General features: G+C 66.0%; 27 protein-coding genes. 25 read left to right on the forward strand and 2 right to left on the reverse strand.

The window, feature by feature from the left end:
- The first annotated feature begins 112 nt into the window (after positions 1 to 112).
- The 5 genes from ACAW63_RS07650 (at position 113) to trpE (ending at position 5,495) form a co-directional block, all read left to right on the forward strand.
- Positions 113 to 1,363, forward strand: coding sequence for an ABC transporter permease (locus tag ACAW63_RS07650; protein ID WP_371232828.1), 1,251 nt, complete (start codon positions 113 to 115; stop codon positions 1,361 to 1,363).
- A gap of 10 nt (positions 1,364 to 1,373) precedes the next feature.
- Positions 1,374 to 2,201 (forward strand): ABC transporter permease, encoded by an 828-nt coding sequence (locus ACAW63_RS07655; protein WP_275609935.1) that lies wholly within the window; start codon positions 1,374 to 1,376, stop codon positions 2,199 to 2,201.
- A gap of 191 nt (positions 2,202 to 2,392) precedes the next feature.
- Complete coding sequence (rpe, locus tag ACAW63_RS07660) at positions 2,393 to 3,067, forward strand: ribulose-phosphate 3-epimerase (protein WP_371232830.1); 675 nt, start codon at positions 2,393 to 2,395, stop codon at positions 3,065 to 3,067.
- Entirely contained in the window at positions 3,067 to 3,885 is an 819-nt protein-coding gene (locus ACAW63_RS07665; protein WP_371232832.1) for a phosphoglycolate phosphatase, read from the forward strand. The genes rpe and ACAW63_RS07665 overlap by 1 nt, the downstream gene beginning before the upstream one ends.
- 116 nt (positions 3,886 to 4,001) lie before the next feature.
- Positions 4,002 to 5,495, forward strand: coding sequence for an anthranilate synthase component I (gene trpE, locus ACAW63_RS07670; protein ID WP_371232833.1), 1,494 nt, complete (start codon positions 4,002 to 4,004; stop codon positions 5,493 to 5,495).
- Positions 5,496 to 5,713: 218 nt separating this feature from the next.
- Here trpE and ACAW63_RS07675 read toward each other — a convergent pair whose 3' ends face one another.
- Complete coding sequence (locus tag ACAW63_RS07675; protein ID WP_088420349.1) at positions 5,714 to 6,040, reverse strand: pyocin activator PrtN family protein; 327 nt, start codon at positions 6,038 to 6,040, stop codon at positions 5,714 to 5,716.
- Positions 6,041 to 6,150: 110 nt separating this feature from the next.
- On the reverse strand, positions 6,151 to 6,921 hold the full coding sequence (locus tag ACAW63_RS07680) for an XRE family transcriptional regulator (RefSeq protein WP_371232835.1): 771 nt from the start codon (positions 6,919 to 6,921) through the stop codon (positions 6,151 to 6,153).
- A gap of 415 nt (positions 6,922 to 7,336) precedes the next feature.
- On the opposite strand from ACAW63_RS07680, the gene ACAW63_RS07685 reads away from it, so the two are divergent.
- The 20 genes from ACAW63_RS07685 to ACAW63_RS07780 all read left to right on the forward strand — a co-directional run bounded on the left by ACAW63_RS07685 (position 7,337) and on the right by ACAW63_RS07780 (position 21,393).
- Positions 7,337 to 7,546 (forward strand): TraR/DksA C4-type zinc finger protein, encoded by a 210-nt coding sequence (locus ACAW63_RS07685; RefSeq protein WP_371232836.1) that lies wholly within the window; start codon positions 7,337 to 7,339, stop codon positions 7,544 to 7,546.
- 20 nt (positions 7,547 to 7,566) lie between these two features.
- The gene (locus ACAW63_RS07690; protein ID WP_371232838.1) at positions 7,567 to 7,926 is read left to right on the forward strand and encodes a hypothetical protein; all 360 of its coding nucleotides are present in this window, start codon (positions 7,567 to 7,569) and stop codon (positions 7,924 to 7,926) included.
- Positions 7,927 to 8,006: 80 nt separating this feature from the next.
- Positions 8,007 to 8,480, forward strand: coding sequence for an N-acetyltransferase family protein (locus tag ACAW63_RS07695; protein ID WP_371232840.1), 474 nt, complete (start codon positions 8,007 to 8,009; stop codon positions 8,478 to 8,480).
- Between the two features lie 316 nt (positions 8,481 to 8,796).
- Positions 8,797 to 9,141 carry a phage holin family protein gene (locus ACAW63_RS07700; RefSeq protein WP_024763586.1) on the forward strand — a complete coding sequence of 115 codons (345 nt, stop codon included), beginning with the start codon at positions 8,797 to 8,799 and terminating at the stop codon, positions 9,139 to 9,141.
- 17 nt (positions 9,142 to 9,158) lie between these two features.
- A complete protein-coding gene (locus tag ACAW63_RS07705) occupies positions 9,159 to 9,686 on the forward strand; it encodes a hypothetical protein (protein WP_371232842.1) in 528 nt (175 codons plus the stop codon).
- On the forward strand, positions 9,683 to 10,246 hold the full coding sequence (locus tag ACAW63_RS07710) for a phage baseplate assembly protein V (protein ID WP_371232844.1): 564 nt from the start codon (positions 9,683 to 9,685) through the stop codon (positions 10,244 to 10,246). The genes ACAW63_RS07705 and ACAW63_RS07710 overlap by 4 nt, the downstream gene beginning before the upstream one ends.
- A gap of 108 nt (positions 10,247 to 10,354) precedes the next feature.
- A complete protein-coding gene (locus tag ACAW63_RS07715) occupies positions 10,355 to 10,681 on the forward strand; it encodes a GPW/gp25 family protein (protein WP_371232846.1) in 327 nt (108 codons plus the stop codon).
- Positions 10,678 to 11,568: a baseplate J/gp47 family protein gene (locus ACAW63_RS07720; RefSeq protein ID WP_371232847.1), complete on the forward strand. Its 891-nt coding sequence runs from the start codon at positions 10,678 to 10,680 to the stop codon at positions 11,566 to 11,568. The genes ACAW63_RS07715 and ACAW63_RS07720 overlap by 4 nt, the downstream gene beginning before the upstream one ends.
- Positions 11,561 to 12,175 carry a phage tail protein I gene (locus tag ACAW63_RS07725; RefSeq protein ID WP_371232849.1) on the forward strand — a complete coding sequence of 205 codons (615 nt, stop codon included), beginning with the start codon at positions 11,561 to 11,563 and terminating at the stop codon, positions 12,173 to 12,175. Before ACAW63_RS07720 ends, ACAW63_RS07725 begins: the two co-directional genes overlap by 8 nt.
- Positions 12,166 to 13,746, forward strand: coding sequence for a phage tail protein (locus ACAW63_RS07730; RefSeq protein ID WP_371232850.1), 1,581 nt, complete (start codon positions 12,166 to 12,168; stop codon positions 13,744 to 13,746). The genes ACAW63_RS07725 and ACAW63_RS07730 overlap by 10 nt, the downstream gene beginning before the upstream one ends.
- Before the next feature lie 182 nt (positions 13,747 to 13,928).
- Positions 13,929 to 15,089, forward strand: coding sequence for a phage tail sheath subtilisin-like domain-containing protein (locus ACAW63_RS07735; RefSeq protein ID WP_371232852.1), 1,161 nt, complete (start codon positions 13,929 to 13,931; stop codon positions 15,087 to 15,089).
- Positions 15,090 to 15,101: 12 nt separating this feature from the next.
- Positions 15,102 to 15,605: a phage major tail tube protein gene (locus tag ACAW63_RS07740; RefSeq protein WP_371232853.1), complete on the forward strand. Its 504-nt coding sequence runs from the start codon at positions 15,102 to 15,104 to the stop codon at positions 15,603 to 15,605.
- Between the two features lie 11 nt (positions 15,606 to 15,616).
- A complete protein-coding gene (locus ACAW63_RS07745; protein ID WP_301532110.1) occupies positions 15,617 to 15,958 on the forward strand; it encodes a phage tail assembly protein in 342 nt (113 codons plus the stop codon).
- Between the two features lie 139 nt (positions 15,959 to 16,097).
- The gene (locus ACAW63_RS07750) at positions 16,098 to 17,996 is read left to right on the forward strand and encodes a hypothetical protein (RefSeq protein ID WP_371232854.1); all 1,899 of its coding nucleotides are present in this window, start codon (positions 16,098 to 16,100) and stop codon (positions 17,994 to 17,996) included.
- A gap of 9 nt (positions 17,997 to 18,005) precedes the next feature.
- Positions 18,006 to 18,911, forward strand: coding sequence for a phage tail protein (locus tag ACAW63_RS07755; protein WP_371232855.1), 906 nt, complete (start codon positions 18,006 to 18,008; stop codon positions 18,909 to 18,911).
- Positions 18,883 to 19,092, forward strand: a complete 210-nt coding sequence (locus ACAW63_RS07760; RefSeq protein WP_275609953.1) for a tail protein X — start codon at positions 18,883 to 18,885, stop codon at positions 19,090 to 19,092. Before ACAW63_RS07755 ends, ACAW63_RS07760 begins: the two co-directional genes overlap by 29 nt.
- Positions 19,093 to 19,156: 64 nt before the next feature.
- Entirely contained in the window at positions 19,157 to 20,161 is a 1,005-nt protein-coding gene (locus tag ACAW63_RS07765) for a phage late control D family protein (protein WP_371232857.1), read from the forward strand.
- A 1-nt stretch (position 20,162) separates the two neighbouring features.
- A complete protein-coding gene (locus ACAW63_RS07770; RefSeq protein ID WP_371232859.1) occupies positions 20,163 to 20,792 on the forward strand; it encodes a glycoside hydrolase family 19 protein in 630 nt (209 codons plus the stop codon).
- Entirely contained in the window at positions 20,789 to 21,145 is a 357-nt protein-coding gene (locus tag ACAW63_RS07775) for a hypothetical protein (protein ID WP_371232861.1), read from the forward strand. Before ACAW63_RS07770 ends, ACAW63_RS07775 begins: the two co-directional genes overlap by 4 nt.
- Positions 21,142 to 21,393, forward strand: coding sequence for a hypothetical protein (locus ACAW63_RS07780; protein WP_371232863.1), 252 nt, complete (start codon positions 21,142 to 21,144; stop codon positions 21,391 to 21,393). Before ACAW63_RS07775 ends, ACAW63_RS07780 begins: the two co-directional genes overlap by 4 nt.
- Positions 21,394 to 21,421 lie beyond the last annotated feature (28 nt).

Raw genomic sequence — 21,421 nt, forward strand, 5'->3', positions numbered from 1 at the left:
GCCGTGGCCGCCCGAGCCACGGCGGACCGGAGTCGCAGCGCCCCCTCGCGGCGGCTCCTCCTGACACCACACCTTGGCCGCTTCCGGGCGGCCTGTTTTACCGGAGTTCGCTATGGCCACCGCTGTGTCCCTGAACGAGGTCGCCGGCACCACCACCCTCAAGCAGCGCCTGGCGCGTGCGGAGCGGATGAACCGTTTGAAGTCCCAGGCGCTGATCCTGCCGCTGCTGGTCTTCCTCCTGCTGACCTTCCTGGTGCCCATCGCGGCGCTGCTCTACAAGAGCGTGAACAACCCCGAGGTCGTCGGCGCGCTGCCGCTGACCGTCAACGCCATTTCCGAGTGGGACGGCAAGTCGCTGCCTTCGGATGCGGTGTACAAGGCGCTGAGCGAAGACTTGGTCGCCGCGCGCAAGAACCAGACCATCGGTGACCTTTCCAAGCGCCTGAACATGGAGCTGGCCGGCTACCGCAGCCTGCTGTCCAAGACTGCCCGCGCGCTGCCGTTCAAGGAGCAGCCGGCGTCGTACAAGGACGCGATGGAAGGCCTCGACGAGCGCTGGGGTGACCCGGCCTACTGGCAGGCGATCCGCCGCAACGCCAGCCACGTCACTCCCTATTACCTGCTGGCGGCGCTCGATCACCGTATCGACGACCTGGGTGAAATCGCCCGCGCCACGCCCGACCAGTCGATCTACCTGGACATCTTCGCCCGCACCTTCTGGATGGGCGCGGTGATCACCGTGATCTGCCTGCTGCTGGCCTACCCGCTGGCCTACCTGCTGGCCATCCTGCCGACCCGCAAGTCCAACCTGCTGATGATCCTGGTGCTGCTGCCGTTCTGGACCTCGATTCTGGTGCGTGTCGCCGCGTGGATCGTGCTCTTGCAGTCGGGCGGCCTGATCAACGGCGCGCTGCTGAAGATGGGCCTGATCGACCAGCCGCTGCAGCTGGTGTTCAACCGCACCGGCGTGTACATCTCCATGGTCCACATCATGCTGCCGTTCATGATCCTGCCGATCTACAGCGTGATGAAGGGCATCTCCCCCAGCTACATGCGTGCCGCCATCTCCCTGGGCTGCCACCCGTTCTCCAGCTTCTGGAAGGTCTACTTCCCGCAGACCGTCGCGGGCGTCGGCGCCGGCTGCCTGCTGGTGTTCATCCTGTCGATCGGCTACTACATCACCCCGGCGCTGCTGGGCAGCCCGAACGATCAGATGGTCAGCTACTTCGTCGCCTTCTACACCAACACCACCATCAACTGGGGCATGGCCACGGCCCTGGGCGGCCTGCTGCTGTTCGCCACCCTGGTGCTCTACGTGATCTACGGCTGGCTGGTGGGCGCGAGCCGCCTGCGCCTGGGCTGAGGAGAAGAAAATGCTGAGTCCCTACATGTCCCCGGTCGAGCGTCTGTGGTTCTACACCCTGCGCATCCTCTGCGGCCTGGTGCTGCTGTTCCTGGTGCTGCCGGTGCTGGTGATCGTGCCGCTGTCGTTCAACTCCGGCACCTTCCTGGTCTACCCGCTGCAGGGCTTCTCCCTGCGCTGGTACGCCGACTTCTTCAACTCCGCCGAGTGGATGCGTTCGCTGACCAACAGCATGATCGTCGCCCCGGCGGCCACCGTGCTGGCCATGGTCTTCGGCACCCTGGCCTCCATCGGCCTGACCCGCGGCGAATTCCGCGGCAAGGCCCTGGTGATGAGCCTGGTGATCTCGCCGATGGTCGTGCCGGTGGTGATCATCGGTGTCGCCAGCTACCTGTTCTTCGCGCCGCTGGGCTTGGGCAACAGCTACATCTCGCTGATCATCGTCCACGCGGTGCTGGGTGTGCCCTTCGTCATCATCACCGTGTCGGCGACCCTGCAGGGCTTCAACTACAACCTGGTGCGCGCCGCCGCCAGCCTGGGCGCGCCGCCGGTGCTGACCTTCTTCAAGGTCACCCTGCCGCTGATCGCGCCGGGGGTGATCTCCGGTGCGCTGTTCGCCTTCGCCACCTCCTTCGATGAAGTGGTGGTGACCCTGTTCCTCGCCGGCCCCGAGCAGGCCACCCTGCCGCGCCAGATGTTCAGCGGCATCCGCGAGAACCTCAGCCCGACCATCGCCGCCGCGGCGACCCTGCTGATCGGCTTCTCCGTCCTGCTCCTGCTCACCCTCGAGTGGCTGCGCGGCCGCAGCGAGAAGATGCGTACCGCACCAACTGCCTGATCCACAGTGTTTCGCGGACGCTTCCGTCGCCGTGCTCACCCACGGCGGCGGGATCGATCCGCGATCTTTTTTCGACTCTCCATTCCGCACTCCCGTATCGGCCATCGGTGCAATCATCGGTGCGATCCCCTTCGAGCCGTCCGAGCGGCTACAATGCGCGCCATCCGTGATTTCGCCCACAGAGGTGCGCCATGCAACCCTACGCCATCGCTCCGTCGATCCTTTCCGCCGACTTCGCCCGCCTGGGTGAGGATGTGGACAAGGTGCTCGCTGCCGGCGCCGACATCGTCCACTTCGACGTGATGGACAACCACTACGTGCCCAACCTCACCATCGGCCCGATGGTCTGCTCGGCCCTGCGCAAGTACGGTGTCACCGCGCCCATCGACGTGCACCTGATGGTTTCCCCGGTGGACCGCATCATTGGCGACTTCATCGAGGCCGGCGCCACTTACATCACCTTCCACCCGGAAGCCTCCCAGCACATCGACCGTTCCCTGCAACTGATCAAGGACGGCGGCTGCAAGGCCGGCCTGGTGTTCAACCCGGCCACCTCGCTGGACGCGCTCAAGTACGTGATGGACAAGATCGACATGGTCCTGCTGATGAGCGTGAACCCCGGCTTCGGGGGGCAGAAGTTCATTCCCGGCACCCTCGACAAGCTGCGCGAAGCCCGCGCGCTGATCGATGCGTCCGGTTGCGACATCCGCCTGGAGATCGACGGCGGCGTCAATGTGAAGAACATCCGCGAGATCGCCGAAGCGGGTGCCGACACCTTCGTCGCCGGCTCCGCCATCTTCAACGCACCGGACTACGCCGAGGTCATCCGCGCCATGCACGCTGAGCTGGCGCAGGCGCGCAAGTGATGAGTGCTGCACAGCTGCCGTTCGCCGGGCTGCCGCGTCTGGTGATGTTCGACCTGGACGGCACCCTGGTGGACTCGGTCCCGGACCTCGCCGCCGCGGTGGACAAGATGCTGCTGGCGCTCGGTCGCCAGCCGGCGGGCCTGGACGCCGTGCGCCACTGGGTCGGCAACGGCGCACGCGTCTTGGTGCGTCGCGCCCTGGCCGGCAGCATCGAGCACGAAGGCGTCAGCGAGGAAGACACCGAGCGCGCGCTCGATCTCTTCATGGAGGCCTACGCCGACAGCCATGCGCTGACCGAGGTCTACCCCGGTGTCATCGAGACCCTGAAGTGGCTGAAGAAGCGCGGCGTGGAGCTGGCGCTGATCACCAACAAGCCCGAGCGCTTCGTCGGCCCACTGCTGGACGAGATGAAGCTGGGCAAGTTCTTCCGCTGGATCATCGGTGGCGACACGCTGCCGCAGCAGAAGCCCGACCCGGCCGCGCTGCTGTTCGTGATGAAGATGGCCGGCGTGTCGGCGGAACAGGCGCTGTTCGTTGGCGATTCGCGCAACGACATCCTCGCCGCCAAGGCCGCCGGCGTGCGCAGCGTCGGCCTGAGCTATGGCTACAACCACGGCCGCCCCATCGCCGAGGAAGCCCCGACGCTGGTGCTCGACGACCTGCGCCATCTGCTGCCTTGCTTCGATTCGGGCAAAGCGATAGTGTTGCCCGACTCCGCCTCAACTCCCGCTCAGCGAGACAGCACCGTGGAAACGGCCCCCCACACACTCTGGATGAAGGTCATCAAGGCCCTGGCCCGCTGGCGCTGGCGCGCCTGACATCCCCTGGCCGGTACGCCCGGCGTGTGTGCACCCAAGACCGTTTCCCCCTCAGAGCCTGTTAACTGCCGGCAGACCCGCACTGCGCGAAACAGGCTCCTCTTACGAGGCTGATCATGACCCGCGAAGAATTCCAGCGCCTGGCCGCCGAAGGCTACAACCGCATTCCGCTGACCTGCGAAACCCTTGCCGACTTCGACACCCCGCTGTCGATCTACCTGAAGCTCGCCGACGGCGCCAACACCTACCTGCTCGAATCCGTGCAGGGCGGCGAGAAGTGGGGGCGCTACTCCATCATCGGTCTGCCCAGCCGCACCGTGCTGCGCGTGTACGGCCACCAGGCGAGCATCAAGGTCGACGGCGTCGAGACCGAGAGCTTCGAGTGCGCCGATCCGCTGGCCTTCGTCGAGGAGTTCAAGGACCGCTACCGCGTGCCGACCATTGCCGGTCTGCCGCGCTTCAACGGCGGCCTTGTCGGCTACTTCGGCTATGACTGCGTGCGCTACGTCGAGCAGCGCCTGGCGCAGTGCCCGAACCCCGATCCGCTGAACAACCCCGACATCCTGCTGATGGTTTCCGACGCGGTGGTGGTCTTCGACAACCTCGCCGGCAAGATGCACGCGATCGTCCTCGCCGACCCGGCCCAGGCCGACGCCTACGACAAGGGCCTGGAGCAACTGGAAGAACTGCTGGAGCGCCTGCGCCAGCCGATCACCCCGCGCCGCGGCCTGGACTTCAGTGCGGTCAACGCCCCGGAGCCGCAGTTCCGCGCCAGCTTCACCCGCGAGGACTACGAGCGCGCCGTCGGCACCATCAAGGAATACATCCTGGCCGGCGACTGCATGCAGGTCGTGCCGTCGCAACGCATGTCCATCGACTTCGCCGCCGCGCCGATCGACCTGTACCGCGCGCTGCGCTGCTTCAACCCGACGCCGTACATGTACTTCTTCAACTTCGGCGACTTCCACGTGGTCGGCAGCTCGCCGGAAGTGCTGGTGCGCGTCGAGGACGGCGAAGTCACCGTGCGTCCCATCGCCGGCACCCGCCCCCGTGGTGCGACCGAGGAGGCCGACCGCGTCCTGGAAGAAGACCTGCTCTCCGACGCCAAGGAAATCGCCGAGCACCTGATGCTCATCGACCTGGGCCGCAACGACGTCGGCCGCGTCTCCGACACCGGCACGGTGAAGGTCACCGAGCAGATGGTGATCGAGCGATACTCCAACGTCATGCACATCGTTTCCAACGTGAACGGCCAGCTGAAGCCCGAGCTTTCCGCGATGGACGCCCTGCGCGCCATCCTGCCGGCCGGCACATTGTCCGGCGCGCCGAAGATCCGCGCGATGGAGATCATCGACGAGCTGGAGCCGGTCAAGCGTGGCGTCTACGGCGGCGCCGTGGGCTACCTCGCCTGGAACGGCAACATGGACACCGCCATCGCCATCCGCACCGCGGTGATCAAGAACGGCGAACTCCATGTCCAGGCCGGTGGTGGCATCGTTGCCGACTCGGTACCGGCGGCCGAGTGGGAAGAAACCATCAACAAGCGCCGTGCGATGTTCCGCGCCGTGGCACTGGCCGAGCACACCGCCAAGCTGCACGGCAACGGTTGAGTCGCCGACTCGAAAAAAGCCCCGCTTCGGCGGGGCTTTTTCTTTTCCGTAGGAGCGGGTTACACCTGTGTTCTGGATGAGGGGGATCCCTGCGCAGAACTATCAGGGAAGCAGGACTCTTCGTAGGAGCGAGCTTGCTCGCGAACGGATTTCGCCGGCTGCTCCGTCACTAGGCCGGTTCGCGAGCAAGCTCGCTCCTACAGGGCGTGGCGTTCGGCTCACCCCGCCTGCCGTGCTTCCACCACCTGCAGGTTCGCCTTGCGCCGGGCGAGGGCGGCGTCGGCCTGCTGCGAACGTTCCTCCACGTAGGCCGCCAGGTGATCCACCGCCACGTACTGCATCGCCTTGTGGCTGTCGTCCAGCGTGGTCACCGGCAGGGCGATGCGCCCGCAGGACAGCGCCTTGCTGAAGTTCTCCCGGTTCAGGTTGCGGAACCAGCGTTCGCGTACCTGCTCCAGCGGCACCAGGACATCCCCGAATATCTGATAGACCAGGCTCACCGTCTCCGGGCGCGGGGCGGGACGAATATCGGCGGTCGACTGCATGGGACTCTCCTGTACCGATGGTGGTGGCGACGGAAGAAAATATAGCAAAAGTTGTATTTGTCTTCAATCTCCAGACAAAGAAAACCCCGCCGAAGCGGGGTTCTTGATGTTTAGCGCACCAGGGTCGGCGCACGGCGATGGCGCACCGTGGACCACCAGAACACCCAGCCGATCATGCGGATCTGCCCACTGTCGAATTGCTCGGGTGGGTACTCCTCGTCGGGGTATTCGTCGCGGTTGAAGCTGCGCAGGCGAATGCCGCCGCCGGGCAGGCGGTAGACGAACTTCACCCGCAGCATGCCCTCGTGTTCCAGGGCATAGATCTCGCCGTCGGTGATGTGCGTGGTGGCCGTGTCGATGCCGATGGTGGAGCCATCCATGATCAGCGGCTCCATGCTGTTGCCGGTGAGCTGGGCGCAGATCGCCGCCGCCGGGTCCACCCCCGCCGCGCGCAGGGTGGCGTAGGAGAAGCGCAGCTTGCGCCCCTCTATCTCGCGCACTGCGGTGCGGCCGGCGCCGGCCGCCAGTTCCACTTCCTTGTACAGGCGTAGTTCCACTTCGTCCTCGTCCAGCGGCGTGTCGCTATCCCATGGGTGCAGCGGTTCCAGTCGCAGGGGGCTGCCATCGGCGGGGCGCGGCGCGGATGCGTTGGTGCCCGGTGCTGGCGTGCCTTCGCCGGTGGCCAGCCAGGTCGGCGAGACGCCCAGCGCGCTGGCGATCTCGATCAGCTTGCGCGTGCTCTGCGCCTTGCCCGAGGTCAGCTTGTGGATGGTGTTCTGCGAAACCCCGGCGGCTTCGGCCAGGGTTTCCTGCTTGAGGTTACGCGAGGCCATCGCCTGCTTCAGACGGTCGGCCAGTGTCGATGAGGGTGTCTTGTCCATGGCCGGCACTCTACCTCCTGGGTTGTAGCCTGTAAATAGCTTTGGTGTTGACTGAATATAGCTATAGTTGTAATCATGAAAACCAGCAGCCCACCGAGCAGACGAGAAACCGGTCTGGGCTGATGGGAAGCAACGGCTTCCCCATCGCTGCGGCAAGGATGCCGCAGGTTGCCTGCAGGCCGTGATGCGCGGGGCAGGCTGGAGGACGCGGGCGAGCCAGGGAGGCGCCGCCCGCGTACCGGCAAGGGACGCTGCCGTGAAGGGCTGGCGTCCGCGACGAATAGATCGCGACTGACCACCCCAGGCGACCGAAGGCTCGGCGACCCCGGAGGGCACGTCGCCAGGAGGACCTTCATGAACCAACACACGAACTGCGCCATGCGAAGGGCCAATCCCGCCCAGGCGGAGGTGCGCCATGGCTGATATCGCCGACTACGCCAACGACCTGGTGCTCGACCGCATCGAAAACCTGCTGCACAGCCGCCGCTCGGCAGTAGCCGTCAGCTCCGCCGAATACTGCGAGGACTGCGGCGACGACATCCCTCCGGCGCGTCGCCTGGCCGCGCCGGGCTGCACCCGCTGCATCGACTGCCAGGCAATGGACGAACTGGAGCGGCGGCACTGAGCCGCCTTGGGAGAAACGCAGTGATCAAACCCATCGACGAAATGCTCAAGCTCTGGGCTGAAGAGATGCATAACCCTGGCAGCGCCGGTGGCGGCTACGCCGGGGGCAACCTGCTGGCGATGATGATCGCCAACAAGGGCGAGATGGTGCGTGGCACGCGGGGCAGCCGGGTGATCCTCGATCGTGTCGCCGAGCTGGACCTGATCATCAACCAACTGCCCGACGAGCAGAAGGAGGTGGTCACCGAGCACTACCTCAACCGCGACAGTGAGGCTTCGCAGAAGTATCGGCACTGCCGCTGCAGCCGCAATACCTTCTACCTGCGCTTGCACGTGGCGCACCAGAGCATCCAGTCGCGGCTGATGCGCCGCGCCGCCTGAATCTTTCCCGCCCTCCGAAGCCCGGCCCAGTGCCGGGCTTCGTGCTTTTCGCGCGCAGTGTTGCGCTATGCTCGCGCTCCATGAAAACGCCTATCCTCATTCGCCGCGCCGAACCCGCCGACGCCGATGCCATCCTGCGCATCCTCGGCGAAACCTACGAAGCCACCTGGAAGCCCGCGTTGACTGCCGAAGCCATCGAGCGCTTCGAGTCTTCCGCGCACACGGCCGCCTATGTGCGCGAGCGCCTACCGTTTTTCCATGTCGCCTGTATCGATGACGCTGTTGTCGGCCTGCTCGACTGGCGCGACGACTTCATCGATGCCCTGCATGTCTCTGTGCAGCGGCAACGGCTGGGGATTGGCGCGGCACTGCTGAGTCATGCCGAAGCTGAGATCGCCGGGGCGGGGCATCGCCAGGTCCGCCTGGAGACTGACACCTTCAATCTTCAGGCGCGCGCCTTCTATGGCAAGAATGGCTACGCGGAGATCGATTTCTACCCCGACGAGGAGTGGCACAGCGGCTTCACGACGGTGCTGATGACCAAGGCACTGTGAAATTTCCGAAGCCGGATTTCCGCGTTTCGACTGCACATTCCGGTGTGTCATCCACCTATTGCCGTGCATTCCCCAATAAGCCTTGTTCCGGCGGGAATCGGGGGGTACAAAGTAGTCATTCTTGTAAAGGTGCGTCCCCAGGGAGCACAACGCGAACCCCCGAAAAGCCCGGCCAGTGAGCCGGGCTTTTTCATGCCCGCGTTTTTCTGATCCGCCGTGACGGCGGGTGGCCGGCGAGCACGCTGGCAGTCATCCCCGGTTGGCTGATAGCCGCCGGTTTCGCCCGTTCGCGGGCGTCTTTATCCAAGGTGAGCCAATGGGCAACGAACCTCAGACCCTGGCCGACGTGCCTTTGTGGGGACTGATCCTGCTCGCTGTCGCGGGCGGCATCAGTGGTGAAATGTGGCGCGCCGACAAGGCGGGCCTGGGCGGCTGGCGATTGCTGCGGCGACTGGCGCTGCGCTCCGGCGCCTCCATCGTTTGCGGCATGGCAGTGATGTTCCTGGCCATGGCCTGCGGCGCCTCGCTGACGCTGGCCGCCGCCATCGGCAGCCTGACCGCGGCGGCCGGCGCGGAGATCGCCGTCGGCCTCTATGAACGCTGGGCGGCCAAACGCCTGGGCGTGTGCGAACTACCGCCGAGCGAGCGCGGACAAGAGTGAAGCTGCAAGGAGACGACATGTCCGAACAACCTTTGACCCTGGCGCTGCTGCTCGATGCGGTGGAGCAGACGCTGACCGCGCGCCTGACCGAGATCGGCACCTTCCTGCGCGGCCCGCTGAGCAGCGTGCCGGCGACACTCCCGGCATTGGCGCTGGAATGTGCCGGCCTGCTGCCGGGACAAGATCCCGGCAATGGCCAGACGGCCCTGATCTGCCGGATGCAGGCGCGCGTCCTGGTGGAGCGTGACGACGAAGCCGAAGCCCTGGCGCTGCGCAACGTCGCCGCGCTGACCATCCTGCTGCGTGCGCAGAACTGGGGGCTGGAACTGGAGCCGGTGAGCTTCATTCAGGCGCAGCCGGAAAGCGACGACCCGGCGCTGGCGGCGTGCCGCGTCTGGCGGGTCGAGTGGCGTCAGCCGGTGCTGCTGGGCGAGACCGAGTGGCTGTGGGAAGACCAGCCGCCGGGCAGCCTCAGGCTCGGTTTCGATCCCGAAATCGGTCCCGGCCACGAGGACGATTACTTCGACCCGGGAGCCCTGCAATGAACCAGGACTACGTGAGCGCCGAGCACGACCGCATGCTGGCCGCGCTGGTCATGCCCTGCGAAGTGGTAGCGGTGGACCTTGCGGCGGCGCGGGTGCGCGTGCGCTCCGGCGAATGGACCAGCGCCTGGGTGCGCTGGCACGCCCAGGCGGCGGGGGCCGCACGGCACTGGCGGGCGCCGAGCCTGGGCGAGCAGGGCGTGTTGCTCAGCCCGTCCGGCATGGCGGCCATGGGCACCTTCGTGCCCGGTCTGTTTGGTGCGGCAGTCGCTGCGCCGAACAATCGCGGTGAAGTGGAGAGCTGGCATTTCCCCGACGGCGCGGTGCTGAGCTACGACTGGCAGGCGCACCGCTACGACCTGCAACTGCCGGCCGGCAGCGCCACGGTGAAGGTCGGCGGTACCCAGGTGGTGATCGACCCCGGTGCCGTGAGCGTCACCGCCGCGAGTATCCAGCTGACCGGCCCGGTTAGCATCAAGGGCGCGCTGACGGTGAACGGCAATATCAGCAGCACCGGCTCGATCATGGACACCGCCGGCAACAGCAACCACCACACCCACTGACGCCTTTCCACTTTCAACCCGGCCCGCCCCGCGCGGGCCTTTGCATTTCTGGAGACCTGCCATGGGCAACTTTTCCCGTGCGCACCCTGAGCGACGGAGGGCGCGGCCATGATCGGCATGGATCGACGTAACGGCCAGCCGCTGAGCGCGCTGGCGCACCTGAAGCAATCCATCGAGGACATCCTCACCACCCCGCTGGGCAGCCGGCGCATGCGCCCCGAATACGGCAGCCGTCTGCGACGCATGGTCGACCTGCCGGTGACCGAAGGCTGGAAGGGCGCGGTGCAGGCTGAAGTAGCCCGTGCCATCGGCCGCTGGGAGCCGCGCCTGCGCCTGAGTTCGGTGCAGGTGACGGCGGTGGTGGGCGGCAGCGTTTCGCTGCGCCTGCGCGGCATCTACCTGGGCGACGAAGTCGGCTTGGAGGTGGCGGCATGAGCCTCATCGACCTGTCTCAACTGCCTGCCCCGGAAGTGGTGGAGGACCTCGATTACGAGAGCCTCTACGGAGAGCTGCTGGCGGACTTTCGCCGTGCCATGGGAGAGGGCTGGAACGCCGCGCTGGAGTCCGATCCGGTGGTCAAGCTGCTGGAACTGGCGGCCTACCGCGAGCTGTTGCTGCGCGCCCGGATCAACGATGCCGCTCGTGCGGTGATGCTGGGTTATGCGACCCAGGGTGATCTTGACCAACTGGCCGCTGGCTACAACGTGAAACGCCTGGTGATCCAGGAGGCAGATGCCACGACCTCGCCGCCGACTCCGGCCGTGCTGGAAGGCGATGACTCGCTGCGCAACCGCACCCAACTGGCTTTCGACCAGCTTTCCGTCGCCGGCCCGCGTAATGCCTACGTCGCCTTCGCGCTCGGCGCAGACGGGCGCATCGCCGATGTCTCGGCGATCAGCCCGCAGCCGTGCGAGGCACTGGTCAGCGTGCTGTCCTCCGAGGGCAATGGCACCGCCTCGGAAGAGTTGCTCCAGGCGGTGCGCAATGCGCTGAACGATGAAGATGTACGCCCGGTGGGCGACCGTCTCACCGTGCAGTCCGCCATCATCGTGCCGTACCAGGTCGACGCGGTTCTCTACATCTACCCGGGCCCGGAAGCCGAGCTGATCCAGCAGGCCGCCGAAGCTTCGCTGCAGACCTACATCGCCACCCAGCGCCGCCTCGGCCGCGACATCCGCCGCAGCGCGCTGTTCGCCGCCCTGCATGTGGAAGGCGTGCAGCGCGTCGAACTGGCCAAGCCGGCTTCCGACGTGGTGCTCGACGCGACCCAGGCGGCGTACTGCAGCGGCTACCAGATCCGCGTGGGAGGTTCGGATGAGTAGCCGCCTGCTGCCGATCAACTCGACGCCGCTGGAGCGCGCGCTGGCTGACGTGCAGGTCGGCGATCTGCCGGTCCCCCTGCGCGAATTGATGGACCCGCAACGTTGCCCGGTGGCCCTGCTGCCGTACCTCGCCTGGGCCTGGTCGGTGGACCGCTGGGACCCGTCCTGGAGCGAGGCGGTGAAGCGCAAGGCGGTGGCCGCGGCGTTCCGCATCCACCAGCACAAGGGAACCACCGCCGCCCTGCGGCGGGTGATTGAGCCGCTGGGCTACCTGATCGAAATCATCGAGTGGTGGCAGGGCTCGCCCATGGGCGCGCCGGGCACCTTCCGCCTGCGCATCGGCGTGCTCGACAGCGGCATCAGCGAGGAAATGTACCAGGAGGTGGAGCGTCTGATCGAAGACGCCAAGCCGCTCACGCGGCACCTCATCGGGCTGGATATCAGCCTGGAATCCCAGGGGCGGATCAACGTCGGCTCCGGGCAATACGACGGCGACATCGTCACCGTCTATCCCTATCTCCCGGATGTGATCGAAACACTCGGCAGCTACGGCTTGCCGGGACGGGAGCACACCATCGATAGCTTGAGCGTCTACCCATGGCCGTAACCTACTACGCACTCCTTACCACAATCGGTGCCGGCAAGCTGGCGAATGCCGCTGCGCTGGGCACCACCCTGAAAATCACCCAGCTCGCCGTGGGCGACGGCGGCGGCAACGTGCCGACCCCCGATGCCAGCCGCACGGCTCTGGTCAACGAAGTGCGCCGGGCGCCGCTGAACCAGCTCAGCATCGACCCGGCCAACAGCGCGCAGATCATCGCCGAGCAGGTCATCCCCGAATACGTCGGCGGCTGGTGGATCCGCGAGATGGGCCTGTACGACGAGGCCGGCGCGCTGATCGCCTACGCCAACTGCGCGCCCTCCTATAAACCGCAACTGGCCGAAGGCAGCGGCCGCACCCAGACCGTGCGCATCGTGCTGATCGTCAGCAATGCAGCGTCGGTGGAACTGAAGATCGATCCGAGTGTGGTGCTGGCGACTCGGGAGTATGTGGATTCGGCTTTCCTTGCGCGAGTGGCTTCGGAAACCAGCCTCGGAGTTGTTAAGCTCGCAACTGCGGCAGAGGTGCAGGTTGGCACAGAGGTGACCCATTGCATTACGCCTGCCACCCTGGCTGCTCGAACTGCCACGGAAACGCGCACAGGCCTGGTTGAGCTGGCAAGTGCTGCTGAGGTGCAGGCCAAAGTCGATACTACTCGAGTTGTCACCCCTGCCGGACTTTCCTCCTGCAAGGCATCCGAGACAGCATCCGGATTGGTAGAACTCGCAACATCTGCAGAAACTTTGTCGGGAACTGATGCAGAGCGTGCGGTAACACCATCGGGCTTGAGCGCTCGGACTGCCACGGAAGCGCGCACAGGTCTGGTTGAACTAGCAAGCGTTGCAGAGGTGCAGGCCAAAGTTGATGCCTTCCGAGTTGTCACTCCTGCCGGTCTAGCGTCCTGCAGGGCTTCCGAGGAGTCGTCCGGATTGGTTGAGCTCGCCACCAGCGCTGAAACACTCTCCGGCGCTGATTCGGAGCGTGTGGTGACACCGGCGGGACTGAGTGCTCGAACGGCGACTGAGACACGAACTGGGCTGGTAGAGTTGGCTACTGCTGCGGAGGTCCAGGCCAAGACTGACACCGCCAGAGCGATCACTCCCGCCGGCCTAGCAGCGTGCACGGCGACCGAGGCTCGGGCCGGGCTGGTTGAGCTTGCAACGATCGCCGAAGCGGCAGCCGGAGCGGACTCAGAACGCGCGGTAACACCCGCCGGTCTCGCGTCCGGCATCAGTTCACGTTTTAGCGCTGAAAACGTCTGGCGGTCTGCGTCTGTAAGCCTGAACGTGGCTGGTGCCGTGAAGTATGAACGGCTGCCTACGGGCCTGGTGCGAATGTTCGGCATGGTCATCCCGACCGGTAATAGTGAAGGCAAGGGGACGGTGCGGGTTAACTTTCCGTTCGCGTTGAGCTCCGTCTGGTCAGTCGTGGCGACCGAGTTTCAGGCCGAGGCGACCGTAGGTTCGGGAATTCAAGCATCTCCCAGCGCGGTTACCGGTTCGTACGTGGACATCTGCTTCAAAACTCTCCCCAACGGTACCTTGCGCATCGAGTACCAGATACTTGGCAGCGTCTGAAGCTGCGCTCTGGCGGTTGCGTACGATCAACTGAAGTTTCGTTCCATGAGTCTGTATACACCGGCCTTGCCACTGGGCCCGTATGAAAAGGACTCGTCACATCAGCACGATGTCGTTTCGACCTGCTGAATGCCCAAAGCCAACCGCCTCCCGGCGGTTTTTTTATGTCTGGAGAAAAACCTATGAGCTTCTTTCACGGCGTCACCGTGACCAACGTCGACGTCGGCGCGCGCACCATTGCGCTGCCGTCGTCCTCGATCATCGGCCTGGTGGATACCTTCACCCCCGAGGCCACGCTGACCGCGAAGGCGGACGTGCCGGTGCTGCTCACCAGCCTGCGTGAAGCGGCCGCCGCCTTCGGTACCGCGTCGGCGATCTACAAGTCCTGCACCGCGATCTTCACCCAGTCCGCCGCGGTGGTCGTGGCGGTCGGCGTGGCCAAGGTGGAGGATGCCGCGCAGCTGACTTCCGCGATCATCGGCACCGTCACCGAGGCCGGCCAGCGTACCGGCCTGCAGGCGCTGCTCGACGGCAAGTCGCGCTTCAATGTCCAGCCGCGCCTGCTGATCGCGCCGAAGCATTCCGCCACCCAGGCGGTCGCCACCGCCATGGGCGCACTGGCCGACAAGCTGCGCGCCATCGCCATCGTCGACGGCCCGAACACCACCGACGAAGCGGCCATCGCCTATGCCGGCGAGTTCGGCAGCAAACGCATCTACCTGGTCGATCCGGGCGTGCAGTACTGGGACACCGCCAGCAGCGCCACGCTGAACGCGCCGGCCTCGGCCAACGCCGCCGCGCTGTTCGCCTGGACCGACAGCCAGTACGGCTTCTGGTCCTCGCCGTCGAACAAGGAGCTGCTCGGCATCACCGGTACCGGCCGCCCCATCGAGTTCCTCGACGGCGACGAGACCTGCCGCGCCAACCTGCTCAACAACGCCAACATCACCACCATCATCCGTGACGACGGCTACCGCCTGTGGGGCAACCGCACCCTCTCCAGCGACGCCAAGTGGGCCTTCGTGACCCGCGTGCGGACCATGGACATGGTGATGGACGCCATCCTCGCCGGGCACAAGTGGGCGGTCGACCGCGGCATCACCAAGACCTACGTGAAAGACGTCACCGAGGGCCTGCAGGCCTTCATGCGCGACCTGAAGAACCAGGGCGCGGTGATCGACTTCGAGGTCTACGCCGACCCGGAACTCAACACCGCCAGCCAACTGGCCCAGGGCAAGGTGTACTGGAACATCCGCTTCACCGACGTACCGCCTGCCGAGAACCCCAACTTCCGCGTCGAGGTGACCGATCAGTGGCTCACCGAAGTTCTGGACGCAGCTTAAGGAGACCTATCGATGATTCCGCAGATCCTCACCAACACCAACCTCTTCGTCGACGGCGTCAGCTTCGCCGGTGACGTGCCGTCCCTGACCCTGCCAACCCTCAAGGTCAAGACCCAGGAGTACCGTGCCGGCGGCATGGATGCGCCGGTCCTGCTCGATGTCGGCCTGGAGGCGATGGAAGCCAAGTTCACCACCAACGGCGCGCGCCGCGAGGCCATGAAGTTCTTCGGCCTGAGCGACCAGGGCGCCTTCAACGGCACCTTCCGCGGCTCCTTCAAGACCCAGAAGGGCGGCACCGTGCCGGTGGTCGCCACCGTTCGCGGCCTGCTCAAGGAGATCAACCCGGGCGACTGGAGGGCCGGCGACCTGGCCGCCTGCACCTACAGCGTGGCGGTCTCCTACTACAAGCTGGAAGTCGAAGGCCGCGAGATGTTCGAGATCGACCCGGCCAACTCGGTGCGCAAGATCGACGGCGTCGACCAGCTCGCCGCCATGCGCAGCGACCTGGGCGTCTGAGGAGAACCCTGATGCAAGACTCCGTCAAACAGCCCGCGTGGCTGAGCCTGTCCGAGGACGCGGCGGTGGTGAAGCTGTCCCGCCCGACCTCCTGCAACGGCGTCGAGGTCGACGCTCTCACCCTGCGCGCGCCGACCGTGCGTGACATCCGCCTGGCCAGCAAGGTGGCCAGTGATGACGAGGAGCGTGAGCTGCAGCTGTTCGCCTCGCTGCTGCAGGTCAGCCGCCAGGACCTGGAGGGGCTGAAGCTCAGCGATTACCAGCGCCTGCAGCACGCCTACTTTCGCCTGGTGCGAGAGGACGGCGATGAGCTTCGCGCTGATGCGCCAGCTGGCGCGGCGACTGGCGACTGAGTCGGGCTTCACGGCCGGTGAACTGGAGCGCATGACCCTCGGCGACCTGCGTTGGTGGCTGGGGGATGAAGCGGGCTAGTTCGCCCTGAAGGGAGCGTCGGGTAACCGGCGCTCCTTTGTCGTCAAAGAGGCAAGTGAAATGAATATGAGTGAGAAGCCGGAACTGGTGGCAGGCGCAATCGCGGGTCTGGGCAGCACGCTCGGGAGGGTGGTCGGGGATGCCGCCACGCGCCTGGGCACACTCGCCGGTTGGCTGGGCCCGCGCCTGCCGCTGATGACGCTGGCGGATGAAGTCGAGGTCGTACAGGACAACCAGGACATCCGCCAGCGCGCCAGTGAGCGCAATGCCGGCGAAACCCGGCTGGCGCTGCGGCGGATCATCGACCTGCTGGCGCTGCGGCCGTTGGATATTCGCCTGCCAAAAATCACAGTCAGCGTGGCGCAGGCTGCGAGCGCGTCGGCGAACGATTGGCAGCGCCTGGAGACGGCGACCAAGTCTCTGTTCGAATTGAGCTCGGTGGGGGATGTTGCGCGCTCCGCCGTCAGCATGAACCTGGCGTTCCGCGGGCGGCTGATGCAAGTGCGCGAAGCGGCGGGGCAACCCTACGATCCGACAGCAGAAACGGCTCTCGGCGACCAAGTGGTGACGGCGGGGCACGACGCCGCGATGCCGCGTGACAAGGTGCTGGAACTCGCGCAAGCCATGGTCGAGCGCAAGATCCCGCTGAGCGACGTGGCCGCGGTGCTGCCGGTGGCGGCGAAGTTTGCCCAGGGCCAGGGCGTGTCGACAGAAACTGCGGCCCAGCTGGTCAGTGAGCTGCAGCAGAAGGGCGGCATCAACAACGCGGCGGATCTGGCGCGTGCGCTGAGTGCGGTGGCCTGGCGCGGTCAGAAAGAAGCTCCGTCGGTAGAGCTGTTCAGCCGTGATCTGCTCACTGGGCTGACCACGATCCGGACGGGCGATGCGCAGAAGGTCGAGAGCTTGCTTCAGTCCCGGCAAGCCCTTACCGACGCGCCTGGCGATCTGTTGCAGCAAGGTGTGGAGAAACGTCGCGAGTCGCCGCTGGGCCAGTTGGAGCAGAAAGAGCAGTTGATCAGCGGCGCGTTGCTGCAGATCGGCGATGCGTTGCTCAAGAGCAATGATTTCCTGCTGACCGCGGCTGCGGTGATGGGTGGTGGATTGCTGGCGGTGAAGTCGGCCATCGGTATCAAGCAGTTCGCCCAGGACGCCAGGGGATTGCTGCCCGGGAACTGGGGCAAGCGTGATGTCCAGGACGTCTTCGTCACCAACTGGCCAGCTGGCAGCTTCGGCGATTTGCCTGATCGCAGTCCGAAGGGCAAAGGCAAGGGGAAGTCCGGTGGCAAGACCAGGCCGGAGGGCACCGGCAAGAGTTCACGCGGCAGCATCCTCCAACGTGCGCGATCCACGCTGGGACGCGCCGCCAGTGCCGCTTCCGGATGGATTGGGAGGACTGCGCAGACGGTTCGCTCTTCGCGGGTCGGGCGCGTGGCGGGCGGCCTGGCGCGGGGTGCGGGCACTGCACTGAGGCGTTTCGGCCCGGTCAACGCAGCGCTGGCAATTACCGATGTCGCTTCCATCTACAACAGCAATCAGTCGCCACAAGAAAAGGCGGTCGGCTATGGCAAGGCGGGCGGCTCGGCCATCGGTGCGGCTGCTGGTGCTGCGCTGGGCACATTAATCCCGATCCCAGTGATCGGCACGCTGGTGGGCGGCGCCATCGGCGCGAGCGTGGGCGAGTGGATCGGCGGCAAGGCCGGCGCTCTGCTCGGTCCGTCGGATGCAGCTCCGAAACCGCCGCCCGTCGCGCCGCAACCCGCAGCTCCGGCCGCTGCAACACCCGTTGCCAGTGGCCCGCCCAACTGGACCTTCTCGCCGCAGGTCAGCATCAACGTGGCGGGCAATATCGTTAACCCACAGCAACTGCTGGACGAGCTGATCCCGACCCTGCGTCGCCTGATCGCCGAAGCCCAGCAGGAACGTCAGCGCAATGCGCTGTTCGATACCGTCGTCGTGTAAGGAGGCCGCATGACCTATCTGGAACAGTTCCATGCCGGTCTCGACAAGATCGCCGGCGCCGCCACGGCTGCCCGGCGCGACCTGGGACAGGTGGCCGAGCCGTTGGACAAGGCGATGCTGCACATCCGCAGTGGCGTCTCCGTGCTCGAAGGTTTGCCCGGCGTGACGCCGGAGGCGGCGGCCAAGCTCAAGCGCGTCACCGACGGCGTCCTGCGCGCCCAGAGCAAGTTGCAGAGCGTGGTGAACAAGGCCCAGCGCGAGCAGGAAAAGCTGCAGCAGGACATCGACAAAGCCAAGCGCGTTGCCATCGAGGTGAACGAGCGGGTGAAGAGGCTGGGCGAGGAGGTCAGTCGTGCCGGGCAGGCGGTGAACAAGGTTCTGGGCAAGATCGACCCGCGCCTGGGTGACATCCTGCCGACCTCGGTGCTGGCGCCCAAGCTCGATCCCTCCGAGCAGATGTGCAAGGTGCCGCAGCACCTGCTGATCATGACGCCGCTGAAGTCGACCGAGCAGACCTACTACTTCAATGTGGACACCACCGGCTTCCAACGCCTGACGCGCACCAGTAGCTACGCCTGGAAGGACCAGGCGCGGCTGGGGCGGCGCAGCGCTCAGCAGAGTGTCGGCCTGGGCCCGGAAACCCTCACGCTTAGTGGCGTGGTGATGCCGCTGTTCATCCGCGCCGGCGATACCGCTCAGCGGGTCGGTTGGAACCAGCCGCGCACGTTGCGGGATATCGCGGCGCTGCGCGAACCGGTCCACCTCGGCACGGGGCGTGGCGACGACCTGGGCAACTGGTGCCTGACCAAGATCACGGAGACGCAGGAGGCGCTGTTCGCCAATGGCGTGCCGCGTCAGCAAACCCTCGACCTGGAGTTCACCCGCTATGGCGACGACGATAGTCAGAAGCGCTGACGGCGACCTGCTGGACCGCCTGTGCTACCAGCGCTATGGCCACCTCAATGGCTGCGTGGAGGCCGTGCTCGATGCCAACCCCGGACTGGCTGACGAACCGCAACCGCTGCGAGCGGGAGTGATCATCCATTTGCCGGAGCTGGCGGCGCCGGCTGACCAGAGCGTGCGCCTGTGGGAGTGACCATGGCAGATCGCTTCCACAACCAGGCTCCGCTTCGGCGGGGCCTTTTCATTCAGGGGGGCTTATGAAACCAGTCTTTCGCATCAGCGCCGACGGTGCGGACATCACCCCGCTGGTCAGTGACCGGCTGATCGAGCTGCAGCTGACCGACAAACCCGGCCTGGAGTCGGACACCTTCCAGATCACCATCGACGACCGCGACGGCGCGGTGACCCTGCCGCGTCGCGGGGCTGCGCTGGAAGTCTTCCTCGGCTACGACGGTGCCCCGCTCACGCGCATGGGCCGCTATGTGGTGGATACGCTGACCTATGGCGGCATGCCGGACAACCTGGTGATCAAGGGCAAGAGCGGTGACATGCGCGGACAGGGCAAGGCCAGCCGTAGCGGCCACTGGGAGGGTGCCAGCCTGGCGAGCGTGGTGGCGGACATCGCGGCGCGTAATGGCTGGCGGGCGGCGTGCAGCGTCGAGACGGTGATTGCACGTGTCGATCAGATCCGCGAGTCGGACTTCAATTTCATCACCCGCCTGGCGCGGCTGTACGACTGCACCGCAAAGTTGGCCAACACCAGCCTGCTGGTGCAGCCGCGCCAGTCCGGCCGCAGCGCCAGTGGCCAGGCGCTGGAGATACCGGTACTGGGGCGCGGTGATGTCAGCGCCTTCCGCTTCACCCTGGACGATCGCAAGGTGGTGGCGGCGGTGAAGGTGCCCTATCGCGGCACCGATGGCGTGCAGAGGCAGGTGCGCGTGGCCAACCCGGATGCTCCATCGAAGGTCGCCGCCGAGCACTGCGATCGCCATCCGCAGCCGGACGAGGCGGCCGCCCGGCGCGTCGCCGCCGCACGCTTGGCCGAATTCAATCGCAACAGCGCCGACGTGCAGCTGGACATGCCCGGCCGCGCCGATCTGTTCGCCGAGTTGACCCTTGACCTGCAAGGTTTCAAGGCAGGATTGGACGGGCGCTACCTGATCGACTCGGTGACCCAGCATTACTCTGTCGGTGGCTGGACCACCACGGTGAAATGCAATGGTGGCGCACAGGGGAAAGGCAAGGCAGGGGAGGGTGGCTGACATGCGCATTGACGAACGCCAACTCCTGCTGATCCTGCCCAACGCCCGCCCTGTCGCGGGCATTTTTCTGTCCGTGCTGAACGAGGCAATGTGCGACTTCGCCATCGACGCGCCGCCGCGTGCTGCGGCCTTCCTCGCCCAGATCGGCCATGAGAGTGCGCAACTGACCCGTTGCGTCGAGAGCCTGACCTACAGCGCCCAGCGTCTGGCGGCCGTCTGGCCTCGGCGTTTTCGCAGCGTCGATGGCTCGCCCACGGCGCTGGCGCGGGAGATCGCCTACCAGCCCGAACGCATTGCGAACACCGTCTATGCCGGGCGCAACGGCAACAGGGACGAGGCCTCCGGCGATGGCTGGCGCTTTCGTGGGCGTGGGTTGTTGCAGGTCACCGGGAGGAGCAATTACCGAGCGGCTGGCGAGGGGCTCGCGCAACCCTTTGTCGCGCGCCCGCAATTGCTCGGCGAGCCGCGCTGGGCCTGCCGGTCCGCCGCCTGGTGGTGGCAGCGCCACGGCTTGAATGAGTTGGCCGATGATAGTCGTTTCGAGGAAATCACCCGCACGATCAACGGTGGGCTGACTGGGCTGGAAGAACGGCTGCGCCTGTGGCGCCGGGCACAGGAGGTGCTGGGATGAGTCGCATCAGACTGGTGCTGGGCGTTGCGGGCATTCTGCTCAGCGGCTGTGCCGGTGGTTGGCTGACGGCTCGTTTCTATGGTGGGCAACTGGAACGCTTGCGCCTGGAGCAGGTGCGCTGCAGCGATGCCGGCGAGGCGCTGGAAGCCCAGCTGGCGCTGCAGAACGGGCAGATCGATGCGCTGGATCAGGCCGCTCGCCTGGGCGCGGAGTCCGCCGAGCGCGCCCTGGCCGAAGCTCGCGAGCAGGCGGAAGGTCACGAAGCCGCTGCCAGCCGGCTTCTGCTGGAGCGCAGTCAAGGCGAGGAGTGCGCCGTGGTGCGTCAGTTGATAGACCGAGAGCTAATACCATGAAATTGCCGCTGCTCATCTTCGCGCTGCTAATGTCCGGTTGCGCTACGTCTGCGCCCAAGCCTGTGGAAATTCGCATACCCGTCCCGGTGCCATGCCAGGCGCCAGTCATCGAAATACCCCGGTTCGCCACCGCCGACCTGCGCCCGGTGGACGATCTGCAAACCAAGGTGCGGGCGCTGCTGGCAGAGCGCCGGCAGCACCTGGCCTACGAAACCCGCCTGCGCGCGGCGCTCGATGCGTGCCGCTGAACCGTCCTGCCTTCGTCGGCGGGGGCGC

Origin of the sequence: Pseudomonas sp. QE6 (assembly GCF_041379005.1) — a bacterium.
Lineage (GTDB): Bacteria > Pseudomonadota > Gammaproteobacteria > Pseudomonadales > Pseudomonadaceae > Pseudomonas.

Bases quoted from the DNA above. Each gene is read 5' to 3' on its own strand.
- rpe (WP_371232830.1), top strand. From the start codon at position 2,393: ATGCAACCCTACGCCATCGCTCCGTCGATCCTTTCCGCCGACTTCGCC.
- ACAW63_RS07770 (WP_371232859.1), top strand. From the start codon at position 20,163: ATGCGCATTGACGAACGCCAACTCCTGCTGATCCTGCCCAACGCCCGC.
- ACAW63_RS07715 (WP_371232846.1), top strand. From the start codon at position 10,355: ATGATCGGCATGGATCGACGTAACGGCCAGCCGCTGAGCGCGCTGGCG.
- ACAW63_RS07740 (WP_371232853.1), top strand. From the start codon at position 15,102: ATGATTCCGCAGATCCTCACCAACACCAACCTCTTCGTCGACGGCGTC.
- ACAW63_RS07680 (WP_371232835.1), bottom strand. From the start codon at position 6,921: ATGGACAAGACACCCTCATCGACACTGGCCGACCGTCTGAAGCAGGCG.
- ACAW63_RS07695 (WP_371232840.1), top strand. From the start codon at position 8,007: ATGAAAACGCCTATCCTCATTCGCCGCGCCGAACCCGCCGACGCCGAT.
- ACAW63_RS07755 (WP_371232855.1), top strand. From the start codon at position 18,006: ATGACCTATCTGGAACAGTTCCATGCCGGTCTCGACAAGATCGCCGGC.
- ACAW63_RS07780 (WP_371232863.1), top strand. From the start codon at position 21,142: ATGAAATTGCCGCTGCTCATCTTCGCGCTGCTAATGTCCGGTTGCGCT.
- ACAW63_RS07655 (WP_275609935.1), top strand. From the start codon at position 1,374: ATGCTGAGTCCCTACATGTCCCCGGTCGAGCGTCTGTGGTTCTACACC.
- ACAW63_RS07650 (WP_371232828.1), top strand. From the start codon at position 113: ATGGCCACCGCTGTGTCCCTGAACGAGGTCGCCGGCACCACCACCCTC.
- ACAW63_RS07665 (WP_371232832.1), top strand. From the start codon at position 3,067: ATGAGTGCTGCACAGCTGCCGTTCGCCGGGCTGCCGCGTCTGGTGATG.
- ACAW63_RS07750 (WP_371232854.1), top strand. From the start codon at position 16,098: ATGAATATGAGTGAGAAGCCGGAACTGGTGGCAGGCGCAATCGCGGGT.
- ACAW63_RS07675 (WP_088420349.1), bottom strand. From the start codon at position 6,040: ATGCAGTCGACCGCCGATATTCGTCCCGCCCCGCGCCCGGAGACGGTG.
- ACAW63_RS07745 (WP_301532110.1), top strand. From the start codon at position 15,617: ATGCAAGACTCCGTCAAACAGCCCGCGTGGCTGAGCCTGTCCGAGGAC.
- ACAW63_RS07765 (WP_371232857.1), top strand. From the start codon at position 19,157: ATGAAACCAGTCTTTCGCATCAGCGCCGACGGTGCGGACATCACCCCG.
- ACAW63_RS07685 (WP_371232836.1), top strand. From the start codon at position 7,337: ATGGCTGATATCGCCGACTACGCCAACGACCTGGTGCTCGACCGCATC.
- ACAW63_RS07775 (WP_371232861.1), top strand. From the start codon at position 20,789: ATGAGTCGCATCAGACTGGTGCTGGGCGTTGCGGGCATTCTGCTCAGC.
- ACAW63_RS07725 (WP_371232849.1), top strand. From the start codon at position 11,561: ATGAGTAGCCGCCTGCTGCCGATCAACTCGACGCCGCTGGAGCGCGCG.
- ACAW63_RS07700 (WP_024763586.1), top strand. From the start codon at position 8,797: ATGGGCAACGAACCTCAGACCCTGGCCGACGTGCCTTTGTGGGGACTG.
- ACAW63_RS07710 (WP_371232844.1), top strand. From the start codon at position 9,683: ATGAACCAGGACTACGTGAGCGCCGAGCACGACCGCATGCTGGCCGCG.
- ACAW63_RS07705 (WP_371232842.1), top strand. From the start codon at position 9,159: ATGTCCGAACAACCTTTGACCCTGGCGCTGCTGCTCGATGCGGTGGAG.
- trpE (WP_371232833.1), top strand. From the start codon at position 4,002: ATGACCCGCGAAGAATTCCAGCGCCTGGCCGCCGAAGGCTACAACCGC.
- ACAW63_RS07720 (WP_371232847.1), top strand. From the start codon at position 10,678: ATGAGCCTCATCGACCTGTCTCAACTGCCTGCCCCGGAAGTGGTGGAG.
- ACAW63_RS07735 (WP_371232852.1), top strand. From the start codon at position 13,929: ATGAGCTTCTTTCACGGCGTCACCGTGACCAACGTCGACGTCGGCGCG.
- ACAW63_RS07760 (WP_275609953.1), top strand. From the start codon at position 18,883: ATGGCGACGACGATAGTCAGAAGCGCTGACGGCGACCTGCTGGACCGC.
- ACAW63_RS07730 (WP_371232850.1), top strand. From the start codon at position 12,166: ATGGCCGTAACCTACTACGCACTCCTTACCACAATCGGTGCCGGCAAG.